Raw genomic sequence first — 13,413 nt, forward strand, 5'->3', positions numbered from 1 at the left:
ATTAAAATTTGTCTTGACAACCCCCTCAATCGTTTGCTAACGAACGTTTGTATGCAAACAAAACATATCCCCCCTAAATACTTTATATGTTCCCTGGCCACCCAGGCGGTCCGCAAGATGGTGGCCTATTATAACCGCAGTCTTGAACCCCTGGGCCTCACTGCCCAGCAGGTGATGGCCCTGGGGATTCTCTGGCAGGAGGGGGGATTAAGTCTGGGTGTCTTTGCACAGCGGGCCGGCATGGGCAAAGCTGCCGCCGTCACCATGATCAAACGGTTGGAACTCATGGCGCTTATCACCAAAGAAACAGATTCCAAGGATGCCCGCCTCAATGTATTAACACTGACGGATAAAGCTCAAAAAATAGCGCCCAAGCTATTGGCTCTGGGCGCACAGCTTGAAAAAAACATTGAAGCTGCAGTGGGAGAACAAGACATGGCCTCCCTGATCAAGGGACTTAGTGTCATTCGTGATTTAGATCTTTAACCTCTAACACCATCACAGGTTTTTAAATGAATCCACTAAAAACTGCAATTGCAAACCAGCAGACCGCATTATCTGAATTTCAATCCAAACGCCTTTTAAGCGCTGTTGGCATCCCCGTCACCCAAGAAACTTTGGTACAAAGTGCTAAGGAGGCCGTTGCCGCAGCAAAATTCATCGGTTATCCCGTGGTCCTCAAAGCGTGTTCCTGGCAATTGATGCACAAAAGCGAACAAGGCTGTATTGAACTAAACCTCACATCTGCCCGACAAGTTCAAGACGCCTATGACCGGATTTGTGAAAAAATCACCCTTCCCCTGGAAGGAATTCTGGTCCAGGAGATGGTGGCAGGCCAGCGCGAACTTATGGTGGGGTTGAGCAAAAATTCCCAATTTGGCGTTAGTGTCATGCTGGGGTTTGGTGGCATCATGGCCGAAGTGATCAAGGACACGGTATTTCGGGTGGCCCCCTTTGATCGAGTGGAGGCCCTTGATATGATCCAGGATTTAAAATCAAATCCGATGCTCGCAGCTTTCCGGGGTCAGCAGGGCGCTGACCTTGCGGCCATTTGCCGCACCCTAATCGCTGTTGGTCAGCTGGGCCTGACAGAGGATGCAATTGCAGAAATCGATATCAATCCCCTGATTATCTCCCCCGACGGTTCCATAAAAGCCGTGGATGCCCTCATTATCTTACAGAGGAAAGACTCCCTATGATCACTTCAATTTTAGAAAGCCCGCTTTATCCCATTGCCAACCCCAAGAGCATTGCATTTTTCGGTGCCTCCAATAATTATTCTGCCATGGGCTCGGGTATTTTGAGTACCATTTTATCCGATGGATATGAAGGGATTATCTATCCGGTTCACCCAAAGGAAAAAACCGTTCTAAATTTGCCCGCCTATTCAACGGTCAATCAGATCCCAACGATTGCGGATATGGCCTTTATTGTTCTGCCCACTAAAATCGTTGCCCAGACCCTTAAGGCCTGCGGAGAACGAGGGATCCGCCATGCCGTTATTGTCTCGGCCGGTTTCAACGAAGTGGGTGGACAAGGGGTTGAACTCCAGCGGGAATTGCAGCAAATTGCTGACCAATACCAAATCCGATTTATCGGCCCCAATTGTATTGGGGTTGCCAATTCCCATATTAAATTAAATGCCACCTTTCTCCCTTCGGAAGGGAAAAAGGGGTTTATCGGTATGGCCTCCCAGAGCGGCAGCTTTATCACCCAGATGTTCAGTTATCTGGACCAGCGCTTCGGCCAAGGGTTCAGCACCGGGTTCAGCCTTGGAAATGAAGCCAATATCGACATGGTGGATTGTATCGAATATCTGGGCGCCTGCCCCAATACCCGGGTGATTGCCCTTTATATCGAATCCATCCGCCAGGGGCAAAAATTTATTGAAATTGCCCGGAAGGTCTCCCAACACAAACCCATAGTTGCCTTTTATGCCGGGGGGTCTGAAACCGGTAAAAGAGCCTGTCTCTCCCATACCGGTTCCCTGGCAGGACCGGATCGGCTCTATGACGGTGTTTTCAGGCAGAGCGGCATTATCCGGGCCCAGACCATCGAAGAATTGTTTGATTTTTGCTATACCCTGGGATCTTCCCCCCTGCCCCAGGGCAACCGGCTCATCGTTCAAACCCATTCCGGTGGTCCCGGAGCCGCTGCTGCGGATGCCTGCGAACGCGCGGGGTTAAAGCTGCCCCTGCTATCTTCAAAAACTCTGGAGGAGCTTGCCTCCTTCATACCCCACACAGGCAGCGCAAATAATCCCATTGACCTGACCTATACCAAAAACCCATTGGATTTTTTCCATGGTATTCCCAAGATATTATTGGCGGAAAAAGGGGCCGACGGAATGTTGATATATTTTCTGGCCTCTGTTGAAATGGTCCGTACCGCTCTGATCGGCATGGGAGTTCCAAAAGAGGAGCTTGACACCCAGATCAAAGATATTGTGGACGCCCAGTGTGACTCCATAGCCTCGCTTATCAAAACCCATGGAAAACCGATTGTCGGCTTTTCATTTGTGACAAGGGCGAATGATTTTGTTGCAGGGCTTCAAGATCGTGGCGTTCCTGTGCTCCCCAGTCCGGAAAGGGCTGCCAGGGCATTCGGGGCCATGGTTGACTATAAACGGCTCCGGGATAAGATTGTTCAAAGCAGTGATAAAAAGGCGGGGTAAAAATTACTATGTTTCTGTCCTGATTATCGCTTCAGTTTTTCCGGATAATTTTTTAAATTCATTGCATTCCTGGTGGTTGCCCACAATTGCCACCATATCGTTTGTCCGGAACAAAGACCCAGGCTTGGGATTGGGGTGAAATATTTCTTCTCTTAGAAATCCCACAATGGAGGCGCCGGTCCTGGTGCGGACGGCCGATTCCTTGATGCTCTTATTGATAAGGGGGCTTGAAGGCCCAAGCCGCACCCATGAAATTTCCAGCATGTCCTTTATATTGTCCAGTTTTGTCAACAGCTGATGCGCCTGGGATGCGTCATAAATCGGCGCATAGAGCTGGCGGCGAACCCCATCGATATACTGCTGGATAGCGGTCACGGGAATTTCCAGTTGAACCAGTGCCTGGCGTGCGATTTCCAGACCGGTCTCCATTTCCGGCAGCACCACCATATACACCCCCATGTCATATAAGTCCCGGGTTTGCGTTACCCCTTCCGCCCGGGCAATAATCTGCAGTGGGGGGTTTAAAAGAAGCGCCTGTTTAACAATGTCCTGGGTGGTGATGGCCAAAGGGGTGGTGATCAGCAAAAGTCTTGCCTTATCGGTTTTAGATACCTCAAGCACCGTGGGTTGGCTCATGTCTCCATAGATCACAGGAAAATTTGCCTTCTGGCATTCCTTCATCCGCTGATGGTTTAGCTCAATGATGACAAAGGGAAGCGAAAGTTTGGTCAGCACCTGGGCGATGTGCTGGCCAACCCGTCCGCCGCCGGCAATGATCACATGATCCTTGAGCCCTGCCTGGGGAATATTTCCGGTCAAAGGAGGCTCATATTTAAACACCCGCTTTTTTAACTTGTACAGAGGCGTTGCCAGGGAGGAGGCAAAGGGGGTCAGCACCATGCTCAAAACAGACACAGCCAGGACAAGGGAAACCATATCCTGATCAATGGCATTGGTTTCAAGTCCCAGCCGGGCAAGAACAAAGGCAAATTCACCCACCTGGAACAGCCCTAGGCCCACGGCAATGGGAATAATATTGATATAGCCGAATATGGTAGCCAATCCATAAAAGATCGTTCCTTTAAATAAAGAAACGATCACCACAAGACTAATAATTTCAACCCAGTTTTCAAGAAAAAAGATCGGATCCAGCAGCATTCCCACCGAGGTAAAAAACAAAAGACCAAAAATATCCCGCAAAGGAATAATTTCACTCAGGGCCTGGTGACCATAATCAGACTCGCTGAGAACCATTCCGGCAACAAAGGCACCAAAGGCAAAGGACAGGCCGAATAAATAGGTGACATACCCGATCCCCAGACCAATGGCCGTGATGGACAGGATAAAAAGTTCCCTGGAGTTCCATTGGGCAACCTGCATCAAAAGTCGCGGCAGCAGCTTTCTTCCCAGGTAGAACATCACCACAAGAAAGACAATGGACTTGGTCACTGCAATCAGCAGCAGGGGAAGCCCTGCTGCCGGGTTGCTCAACTGGGGAAGAATGATCATCATGGGGATGACTGCCAGATCCTGAACAATGAGCATCCCGATCATTACCCGGCTGGACAGGGTTCCCACAAGCCCTCGGCTAATAAGGGTTTTCAGTGTTACCATGGTGCTGGAAAGGGAGATTAAGGCCCCCAGCCATACGGCGCTTGCAAAGGACCAGCCCAGATACCTGCCCAGGCCGAACCCGATCCCCATGGTCAACAGAATCTGAATGGGCGTGCCGATGAGGGCGATTTTCCGCACCGGTTTTAATTCTTTGAATGAAAATTCCAGGCCCAGGGCAAACAAAAGAAGGGCCACACCGATTTCCGCCAGCATCTCGATTTCATGGGTATCGCCGACGGTAATTCCCCCTGTGTAGGGTCCGACAACAATTCCGGCAAAAATGTATCCCAGGATCAGGGGCTGCTTGAGTCTCTGGGCAATCATCGCGCCCAGCAAAGCGGCCACCATGATAATGACAATGTCTGCTGTAACTCCCATATTTATTTTTTCACGCTAAAGAATCTCATGGTTTCACTTTTCCCACGGGCGCCAGATAAATGGCAAATTCTTCTTCACCATCAAGGCCCAGAAGTTCATCCAGTTCCTCCTGATCATAGGCGGCAATGGCACAGGTACCGGCATGGATGGTCTCACATGCCAGATACAGGTTCTGGCAGACATGGCCGGCATCCAGGGCAATTACCTTGTGGGCTGCAAGGCCATAGCGCCATTCCATCCTGTAAGGGATGGCCACCCAGATAAAGGTAACAGCTGAGCATCCCGGATAGGACTGCCCCAAAGAAGCCGTCACCATCTTTTCTGCCAGCATCTCATCGGAAAACTCAAACACCAGCTGATGGGCGAGGGGCAGATACCGGTACATGCCAGGAGCAAGCCCCTCCACATTGAAAATGGCCAGATAGGTCTCAAGGGCGTGGCGGCACCCGGCAGAGGGGACATTTCGATAGGCATGACCCAAGGTAGCTTCACCCCTCACCCCCTGGGTAGCCCAGACAAGATAGGCAAGTTCCTCCAGGGAAAGATGCTGGTTCAGATAAACCCGGTGGCTTTTTCTGTTCCCCATGGCAAGGGTAATATCTCCCCCATGGATATTCTCCCAAAGGTCAGGCCCGGGAAGATCAATGAGGGGTGCGCCTTCTTTATACCTTTTCTCAATTGGCGGCGCAGGGATTCCCTGGTTTTGATCCGTAAACCTGAAATTGATTTTTTTCCGGATGCTGTCCTTGAGAAAATACCGGTATTGTTTCAATTCTTTTTTGTCCATCCCAATACCTCCTGTTCAAAGGATCCAGATCACCCAGCTCCTTTTTTAGGGGGAAAAAATAGTTTTTCCCTTTATTTTACCCCCAATTGTTTTAAATCAAAACTCAATTCCATCTCGTTAAAGACTTTGCCTATTCGCCATTTCCCCTTAAATTCAAGGGTTGGCACCACCCAGTCATCCCCTCCGTTTACCTCAATAATTTTCTGAATGATATTTTCCGGTTGTTCTTCTATCTCGATATATTTAAATTCAATCTGCTTGGTTTTTAAATACTCAATGGTTTTGGTACAATGGGGACACCATTTGGCAGCATATACGTTTAACATAAAATTTCTCCCTGGATTCATTTAATCTGTCTATTATAAGACGTATTTGCCGGGCATCAATGCTAGGGACAAATTGTTATAGATTTCAGGACCCCTAGATGGCTCTATAGACTTTTCCCTTTTTGTAAAGATCAAGCCTCTTGCGAATTTCATATTCGGACTTATCCACATTTTTTTCTTCCTTGAGCAGTGCTATTGCCTGTTTTTGAGCTTTAATGGCATTTTTAAATTGCCCCAATTCGGCATAGGCCGCGGCCAAAGTGTCATAGAGCCTTGTGGTGAATCCTTTATTTTCAATTTCCATTGATTTTTCAGCAAATTTTAATGCTGCTGTTCCATCCCGGAAATCTTTTTCCGGGCAAGTGGCATGGAACCAGGCCATGGCTTGATAGACGGATGAACTTTTAGGATCCATCGCAATCGCCTTTTCAAAGTCAGCCAGGGCCAGATTATAGTTACCTGTTTTTGAATAGGTGTTCCCCCGGTGGAGATATCCCTCACTTTTGTTGGGTTTTAACTTTATGGCTTTGTTCAGATCTGAAATTGCCTTGTCAAATTTTTTTATGGCGCTAAGGGACAATGCGCGATGGATGTAACCAAAATCATCCTTGGGGGACAAGAGGATGTATCGGCTTAAATCTTCAATGGATTTTTCATGCTCGCCAATCGTGTTATATAAGGTAGCGCGGCTCTGGAGAGCCCAGAGATTATCATCACTTAGATAAAGGGTTTGAGTATAGCAGTCAATTGCTTCGTAGATTTTAAATTCAGACCATAAAATCCTGCACAAATTGTTATTGACAATAATATAATTTTTTTTGGATAGATCATTGGACCGAAGAGCACTTCGAAACAGGACTTTGGCTTTTACTTTGTCTCCATTCTCATTTGCCTTTATACCTGCGTTCGCAGCGTCAACGCCGCTGGCAAGACAGGAAGGGATATCATTTATAACCGTTAAGAAAAGAATTGCGCTGATAAAAACAAAAAAAATAAATTTGTCCATGAAAAATTTCCTTTCGGGGTTGGAAAATTGCTATTCTCTATTTCAATACCATACAATGGTGCTTCCGCCTATAATTAACGATTAAATTTGTGTTGCGCTGGAATCTATATTATTATGATTTTATTTAACGTGACCTTGTTATCAAAAATATCTTTACCGTTTTCATACTTCGGGACTTGGCTTGAAGATAGAATATTTTGTTTTGATCAAGCTTATTTCCACTTTTAAAAGGGGGTTTTATATGACAGAAAAACCAACTTATGATAAATTAGAACGAAAAATTTACATGACCCAGGAAAAAGTTGAGAGCGATACACTGAAACAATTTGTGCTAACAGATTATCTTCCACTTTCATCGTCACTGCTTTCAGGTTGGCCGATCTATTTTTCGATAATGAGACAGCGCGCGATTACAGATGTCGCAGGGTAAAACAGGCGCTTCGTCAATAGTTGACCCACAGACCTCGCACACATGCATATCAAGTGACATGCCTTCTATTTCCTTTACCACGGATCCAAAAAAATATGCGGTATATTTGTGTATTTTTTTTATTTTTTTTTCATGTTGGCGGTGGGATTTCCATGAATACATGAGATTTTTTATGGCGTCATCACATCGCTCTGTTTCTATTTTTTTTAAAAAAAGTGGATAGGTGATTTTGATCTTTTCCAACTCTTTTTGAGTCGCGTTAGTTAAATTTGACTTCGTGTCATCCACATTGATCAACAATGGGATATATATGGTTTTTTTCCCCAATTTATCTAATAGACGACTATAATTATCTGCATGAATTTTTTCAGAAATAGAGAAAGCCTTGAACATATACGCAATATTGGGATATTTTTCAACCTTTGCACGTTGGGTATACCCAACATAATGCTTGTGCGCAATCATTTCAGACTTAAACGCTTGTTTTAAAATAGATATTGTATTCGGATATAAGATGGCAGGATGGGTATCAACGGCCAGAGCATTTCTGCCAAAAGGATAAACGAGGGAACCTAAAGCAGAAAAAAACAAAAAATCTCTTCTTGAAAGTTTGGTGATCATGTTATTGCCTTTGGATGGATAATTCCTTTTGAGATTGAAAAATAGCAACTTCCTATTTTCATACCATACAATGGACCCTGCCTTCAAGTCCCCATAATCCGTGGCCATAACCCCTGGATTATGGGGAAATTTATTTTTAAAACTTTGTTGGCCAGTTGGCCAGTCGATGTTCTCCTATTCCGCTTTGCCCCCTACCCGAAGTTGTTCCCCGGGAAATTTCAAGGGCACGGATGATATAATCGCGTGTGGTTGTGGGGTCAATGACATCATGGATATCATAGGAACCAGCCGCCCCAAAGGGAGAGGTGCCATCGATAAGGGTTTCAATCAGGGTGGCTTTTTCCTCGGATCGACCGTCCCCGGATCCAAACACCACATTGGCAGCAATGATGGGGTCCACAAAGCTCATCTCTGCCGTGGGCCAGGCCACCAGAAAATCCGTGCCGCATCCGGAGCCGGCCATATTCCAAAAGGCCATACCATAGCTTTTTCTCACAATCACCCCGATCTTGGGCACGGTTACCTGGCCCAGGGCGTTCATGTAATTCATCACCTTGGCCGCCACTTTTTTTTGCTCGGCCTCTTTTCCCACCAGGAATCCGGGAATATCATGGAAAAACACAAGGGGGATATTATAGGTATCGCACAGACATAAAAAGCTGATGACCTTGTCAATTCCCTGGGTGTCCATGGCACCTGCCATCACCTTGGGCTGGCTGGCAACGATCCCCACGGTTTGGCCGTCAATTCTGGAAAGCGTCGTGATCACGGATCGCCCAAAATCAGGCTTGATCTCAAACAGACTCTCCTTGTCCACGATGCAGTCAAGAATTTTGACCATATCATAGGTCCGATTCCGACGTTCGGGCAGGAAGGACAGAATATCGTCCATTTTGTCCCCGGACCCATCTGGCACATCAAGAACCGGGGGCGCCTCGTCCTTGTGGGAGGGCATATAACTCAAATACTGCCGGACGAGATCAAAACAATGGTCCTCATTGTCTGCCACCCGATCAATGGTGCCGGTTATCTCCCCGTGAACCTGGCATCCTCCCAGCTCCTCGTCTGAGACTTTTTCCCCCAGGGCCAGTTCCAAAACCCTGGGACCGGACACGCCCATGGCCGTTCCCTTTACCTGGACCACAAAATCCGACAGACAGGCCATCCAGGTGGGCATGCCATAACATTCCCCCATGATGGCCGTTATAAATAAATTTTTGCGAACCCGGCTCATGATCTCAATAAACGACTCAAAACCACCGCCGCCAAAGGAAGTCAACCCCTTGGCCCCCATGATATCCGGCATCCTGGCACCACCGGCTTCCCCCAGATACACCATGGGCAGCCCCTTGGAAGTGGCATATTTTTTAACCTGGTGTTCTTTTTTTCCGGCCACCCGGCTGGTGGTGGCGGCCATGACCGTAAAGTCATTGGCCGTGATGGCCACCTGTCTGCCATCAATTTTGCCGTAACCGGCAATTTTACTGTCTGCCGGGGTCTTGTCTGCCATCCCCGGCATATCGGAATGGGCAAATCTACCCACCTCAAAAAAAGAATCTGGGTCCAGCAACCGGTCAATCCGCTCCCGGGCGGTGTACCGTCCCTTATCATGCTGGCGGTCAATTTTAGCCTGTCCGCCCATGGCCAGAACCCGGGTTTCTCGTTCTGCTAGGGTTTCTAAGGCCGCTTTAAATACCATTTTTATGTTCTCCTCATTCCTCAATTTTTGTAAAAATTGGTCCTATTAAAAATTGGTCCTATTAAAAATTGTTCTATTAAAAATGGGTCCATTTAAGCATCGTTGTCTTCTTTTAATTTCCTGCGCAATAGTTTACCCGTGGCAAGGGTGGGCAAGACTTCCCTGAACTCAACATATTTTGGGCATTTATAAGAGGACATGTGTTCTTTTGCCCAGGAGATCAGCCCTTGTTCATCCAGATTAGATCCCTTTGCCCGGATAATATAGGCTTTGACCACCTCTCCTTTTGTGGGATCCTTCACGCCAATCACAGCAGACTGGACCACGTCGGCATGGGTATTGAGCAAAAATTCTACTTCTTCGGGATAGACGGAAAATCCGGAAACCTTGATCATTTCCTTGACCCGGCCCAGCAGACACAGATAGCCGTCCGGGTCAAATTTGCCGATATCGCCGGTATAAACCCACCCGTCTATCAATGTCTGGGCGGTCTCATCAGGCTTGTTCCAATACCCTTTGAACACCCCGGGGTTTTTTAATATAATTTCACCGGCTTCTCCTTGTGCCATCTCTTGTCCACTCCCTTCCAGATCCAAAATTTTAAACTCGGCATCCGGCCCCGGGATACCGCAGGTATCATATTTGATATGCTGCCGGGGAACAAAGGTGTCTGCCGTATGGGTTTCACTCAGGCCATAGGCACCTTCAACCAGGATACCGCCCTTTGTAAACTCACCCCATTGTTCGGCGATTTCCTGGGTCAGCTGGATACCAAACGAAGAGGTCAGACACAACTTGAGACTGGACAGATCATAGGCCTTACAGGCCGGATCTGCCATGATACCCACATTCATGGGAACCGCCGAGTACCAGAAATCTGCCTTGTAGTCGGAAATGGCCTGGGCGGCGGTCTTGACGTCAAACAGGGTCAACAGCACCTGGGTGCCACCGGCATAGATGCACGAATTCATCCCGGCCAGCATCCCGGCAATATGAAAAATGGGCATGGTGACCAGGCAGACGGAATCTTCGGTCATGGCGGCAATCCCGGCAGTGGAGGCTGTTTTAAACAATGCCGCATGGAAACTGAGCATGCACCCCTTGGGAAGCCCTGTGGTTCCCCCGGTATACTGAAGCAGCCCAATATCATTTTTCATATCAATGGCTATTTTGGGCAGGGAAACCGCTTCTTTTGTCACAATCTCCATAAAATCCTCTGTTCCCGGAATTGCCTGTTTTTGCACCTTCATATAGTCAATTAGCGGAAGAGAAGGATTTTCCGGTAAATAATCATTGAGATTGGTCGTCACCACCTGGCGAAGCGATGTTTTTGCCAGAACCTTTTTGACAACGGGCATAAAAAGGTCCAGGGCCACCAGGATTTCTATCCCGGCGTCATTGAGTTCGTATTCAAGTTCCAACTCCTTAAAAAGAGGGGAGCAGGGACAGACAATTGCACCGATTTTCTGGATGCCGAAATGGGCGATGGCATATTGGGGACAATTGAGCAGGAAAACCCCTACCCGGTCTCCCTTTCCTATCCCCTTTGACAGCAGATAGGCTGCAAACCGATCCGATGCCAGGTCCAGTTCCCCATAGGTAATATCCTTTCCATAAAAGATGATGGCCGGCTTGTCCGGCATTTTTTTTGCCTGGAATCGCAAATAATCATGAAGGGGAATTTCACCCTGATCAAAAGAAATTTTAGTGGGAAGGTCCTGGGGCCAGTGTTTCATCCAAATCTTTTCCATTGTCTGCTCCTGTCAAATAAACAATTGCGTTAAATAAAAATTTCTCCTACCGATTTTTCACCCTGTTTTTTTCCTTTTAATCACTTTGGGAAAAGGCGATTGCCTCCCCTGGGTTTTGTAATGACGAAGCTATCTTAGGAACAAAAAAAATAGAAGTCAATAAAAAAGAACGAATGTTCGTTTTATATTAATTTTGGCTTTAAAACATGTTGCCTTTTTTTAAAAAGACTTGACACAAAACCATAGAGTCATATATATGACTCCGAAGTCATTTTTTTGACCGTAAGGTCAAGCGCATAATTTAAAGGGGTTGCCCTGAAACTTTTTCAGGACAACCCTTCATTGTTTTTTAAATAAGGACATTCGCAATATGACCGCTGTCAGCAAGAAAAAAGAACTGGTTGATAATTTGGTTAAAGCTGAAATTGTAAAGACTGTTTTAGCCCTGATTAAACGAGGGCAACCTGTCACCATGGATGAGATTGCACGACGCTGTAGCGTGGCCAAAGGCACCTTGTACAATTATTTCAAGGATAAAAATGCCCTGATGCGGTATGTCCATCAGACGGTTCTTGGCCCCATTCGAGACACCAACACTGCCATATTTGAAAGCACCAAAGATCCCATCCTCCGGCTGCATGAATTTATTGACAGCGCATTTGGAATTCACGAGGATGTTTCCCTTTATTTTCGGTTTGTTCAGCAGAAAAGAACCGTGGCAAATCAAATCGATGATCGATTTGACCTTGTCATGCGTCCGCTGATCACGTTTTGCAGCCAGGGCATTCAGGACGGTTCCTTTATTGATGTGGACCCTCATGTTTTGGCAGAAATGATTTATGGCACGGTGATCGGATCACTGGTTTCTCTCGAATCTGGATGGGATGGGACTCCGGACATAGAAAAAATCAAACAAGACGTAGTCCGTCTTATCGATAAAATTATACTCAAGTAGCAGGAGAAAAAAATGAAAATGAAAGCATTGACCGGATTCGGTATTCTGGTCCTTTTAGGCCTCGGTTATTTTTTGTTCACAGAAAAGGGACAGGTACCACCGGCACAGGCCCAGCAGCAAGCGCCTCCCCCCGTCGAGGTAATCGTCCATACCATCAAACAAGAAGCTGTGGTCTTTACCAAAGATTTTTCCGGGCGGACCTCTGCCTTTCAAATTGCTGAAATTCGTCCCCAGGTATCCGGGATTGTCCTGGATCGCCTGTTCACAGAAGGAAGCGCGGTAATAAAAGGACAGCAACTCTATCAGATTGATCCGGCAACCTACCAGGCGGCACATGACAGTGCTCTGGCCGGTCTTGTTCAAGCCCAGGCAGACCTCAAAGCCGTTGAGCCCAAAGTCGAGCGATACGCCAGGCTTGTAAAATTAGGAGGCGTAAGCCACCAGGCCTATGATGATGTGGTGGCAGCTCTTGCCCAGGCAAACGCTGGGGTCACAGTTGCCAGAGCCAATGTGGCAACCGCTAAAATTAACCTGGCGTATACCCGGGTGTTTGCCCCCATATCCGGCAGGATCGGTAGATCCTCGGTCACAAAAGGGGCTCTGGTCACCGCCGGTCAGGCAACGGCCCTGGCAACCATACAAAACTTGAGCCAGATATATGTGGATGTGAATCAATCGGCCAGAAACATGATGAAATTGCGCCGGCAGATGACAGCCCAAACCCAGAATCCTGAAGCAATGCTGTTCATTGATGGTGAAACCGATGCCTATGCCGGCAGGGGGAAAATTCTTTTTTCCGATGTCACCGTGGACGAGGGAACCGGCATGGTTCAGCTGAGAATCCTCTTTCCCAATCCGGAAAATGAACTGCTCCCTGGATTGTTTGTCAAAGCCCGTGTGGAGCAGTCGAGACAATCTGATGCCATCACCGTTCCCCAGCAGTCCGTGGTGCGAAATGCCGATGGCAGTATCGTGGTCTGGGTTGTTGACGAGACCGGCACGGTCAATATCCGCCCCATAATGGTTTCCCAGGTCATTGGCGACAAATGGCTGGTGACCTCGGGCCTGAAAGTCGGAGACCGTGTGGTGGTTGCGGGTCTGCAAAAGATACGCCCCCTGGCAAAAGTAACCGTGAAAATGCAGCCTTCTAAAAGTTAATAACAGGAAAAAAG

12 protein-coding genes are annotated in these 13,413 nt (G+C 47.4%); 5 read left to right on the forward strand and 7 right to left on the reverse strand.

Features of this window, described 5'->3' with window-relative positions:
- Positions 1 to 51 precede the first annotated feature (51 nt).
- The 3 genes from ACZ45G_RS14600 to ACZ45G_RS14610 are packed head-to-tail and all read left to right on the forward strand — an operon-like array spanning position 52 to position 2,674.
- The gene (locus ACZ45G_RS14600; protein WP_464179352.1) at positions 52 to 486 is read left to right on the forward strand and encodes a MarR family winged helix-turn-helix transcriptional regulator; all 435 of its coding nucleotides are present in this window, start codon (positions 52 to 54) and stop codon (positions 484 to 486) included.
- 26 nt (positions 487 to 512) lie between these two features.
- A complete protein-coding gene (locus tag ACZ45G_RS14605; protein WP_464179353.1) occupies positions 513 to 1,199 on the forward strand; it encodes an acetate--CoA ligase family protein in 687 nt (228 codons plus the stop codon).
- Complete coding sequence (locus ACZ45G_RS14610; protein ID WP_464179354.1) at positions 1,196 to 2,674, forward strand: acetate--CoA ligase family protein; 1,479 nt, start codon at positions 1,196 to 1,198, stop codon at positions 2,672 to 2,674. The genes ACZ45G_RS14605 and ACZ45G_RS14610 overlap by 4 nt, the downstream gene beginning before the upstream one ends.
- A 6-nt stretch (positions 2,675 to 2,680) precedes the next feature.
- On the opposite strand, the gene ACZ45G_RS14615 is transcribed toward ACZ45G_RS14610, so the two are convergent.
- The 7 genes from ACZ45G_RS14615 to ACZ45G_RS14645 all read right to left on the reverse strand — a co-directional run bounded on the left by ACZ45G_RS14615 (position 2,681) and on the right by ACZ45G_RS14645 (position 11,286).
- Positions 2,681 to 4,666 (reverse strand): monovalent cation:proton antiporter family protein, encoded by a 1,986-nt coding sequence (locus ACZ45G_RS14615; RefSeq protein ID WP_464179355.1) that lies wholly within the window; start codon positions 4,664 to 4,666, stop codon positions 2,681 to 2,683.
- A gap of 25 nt (positions 4,667 to 4,691) precedes the next feature.
- Positions 4,692 to 5,453, reverse strand: coding sequence for a SagB/ThcOx family dehydrogenase (locus ACZ45G_RS14620; RefSeq protein ID WP_464179356.1), 762 nt, complete (start codon positions 5,451 to 5,453; stop codon positions 4,692 to 4,694).
- A gap of 71 nt (positions 5,454 to 5,524) precedes the next feature.
- Entirely contained in the window at positions 5,525 to 5,779 is a 255-nt protein-coding gene (locus ACZ45G_RS14625; protein ID WP_464179357.1) for a glutaredoxin family protein, read from the reverse strand.
- A 94-nt stretch (positions 5,780 to 5,873) separates the two neighbouring features.
- Positions 5,874 to 6,785: a tetratricopeptide repeat protein gene (locus ACZ45G_RS14630; protein ID WP_464179358.1), complete on the reverse strand. Its 912-nt coding sequence runs from the start codon at positions 6,783 to 6,785 to the stop codon at positions 5,874 to 5,876.
- Between the two features lie 367 nt (positions 6,786 to 7,152).
- On the reverse strand, positions 7,153 to 7,836 hold the full coding sequence (locus ACZ45G_RS14635; RefSeq protein ID WP_464179359.1) for a ferritin family protein: 684 nt from the start codon (positions 7,834 to 7,836) through the stop codon (positions 7,153 to 7,155).
- Positions 7,837 to 7,972: 136 nt separating this feature from the next.
- Entirely contained in the window at positions 7,973 to 9,535 is a 1,563-nt protein-coding gene (locus ACZ45G_RS14640) for an acyl-CoA carboxylase subunit beta (RefSeq protein WP_464179360.1), read from the reverse strand.
- A gap of 92 nt (positions 9,536 to 9,627) precedes the next feature.
- Positions 9,628 to 11,286: an AMP-binding protein gene (locus ACZ45G_RS14645; protein WP_464179361.1), complete on the reverse strand. Its 1,659-nt coding sequence runs from the start codon at positions 11,284 to 11,286 to the stop codon at positions 9,628 to 9,630.
- 370 nt (positions 11,287 to 11,656) lie between these two features.
- On the opposite strand from ACZ45G_RS14645, the gene ACZ45G_RS14650 reads away from it, so the two are divergent.
- A complete protein-coding gene (locus ACZ45G_RS14650) occupies positions 11,657 to 12,241 on the forward strand; it encodes a TetR/AcrR family transcriptional regulator (RefSeq protein ID WP_464179362.1) in 585 nt (194 codons plus the stop codon).
- A 12-nt stretch (positions 12,242 to 12,253) separates the two neighbouring features.
- Positions 12,254 to 13,399 (forward strand): efflux RND transporter periplasmic adaptor subunit, encoded by a 1,146-nt coding sequence (locus ACZ45G_RS14655; protein WP_464179363.1) that lies wholly within the window; start codon positions 12,254 to 12,256, stop codon positions 13,397 to 13,399.
- Positions 13,400 to 13,413 lie beyond the last annotated feature (14 nt).

The organism is Desulfoconvexum algidum (assembly GCF_055382125.1).

Excerpts from the sequence above, each read along its gene's own strand:
- ACZ45G_RS14630 (WP_464179358.1), bottom strand. The coding sequence starts at position 6,785 with ATGGACAAATTTATTTTTTTTGTTTTTATCAGCGCAATTCTTTTCTTA.
- ACZ45G_RS14650 (WP_464179362.1), top strand. The coding sequence starts at position 11,657 with ATGACCGCTGTCAGCAAGAAAAAAGAACTGGTTGATAATTTGGTTAAA.
- ACZ45G_RS14610 (WP_464179354.1), top strand. The coding sequence starts at position 1,196 with ATGATCACTTCAATTTTAGAAAGCCCGCTTTATCCCATTGCCAACCCC.
- ACZ45G_RS14655 (WP_464179363.1), top strand. The coding sequence starts at position 12,254 with ATGAAAATGAAAGCATTGACCGGATTCGGTATTCTGGTCCTTTTAGGC.
- ACZ45G_RS14605 (WP_464179353.1), top strand. The coding sequence starts at position 513 with ATGAATCCACTAAAAACTGCAATTGCAAACCAGCAGACCGCATTATCT.
- ACZ45G_RS14645 (WP_464179361.1), bottom strand. The coding sequence starts at position 11,286 with ATGGAAAAGATTTGGATGAAACACTGGCCCCAGGACCTTCCCACTAAA.
- ACZ45G_RS14600 (WP_464179352.1), top strand. The coding sequence starts at position 52 with ATGCAAACAAAACATATCCCCCCTAAATACTTTATATGTTCCCTGGCC.
- ACZ45G_RS14615 (WP_464179355.1), bottom strand. The coding sequence starts at position 4,666 with ATGGGAGTTACAGCAGACATTGTCATTATCATGGTGGCCGCTTTGCTG.
- ACZ45G_RS14620 (WP_464179356.1), bottom strand. The coding sequence starts at position 5,453 with ATGGACAAAAAAGAATTGAAACAATACCGGTATTTTCTCAAGGACAGC.
- ACZ45G_RS14635 (WP_464179359.1), bottom strand. The coding sequence starts at position 7,836 with ATGATCACCAAACTTTCAAGAAGAGATTTTTTGTTTTTTTCTGCTTTA.
- ACZ45G_RS14625 (WP_464179357.1), bottom strand. The coding sequence starts at position 5,779 with ATGTTAAACGTATATGCTGCCAAATGGTGTCCCCATTGTACCAAAACC.
- ACZ45G_RS14640 (WP_464179360.1), bottom strand. The coding sequence starts at position 9,535 with ATGGTATTTAAAGCGGCCTTAGAAACCCTAGCAGAACGAGAAACCCGG.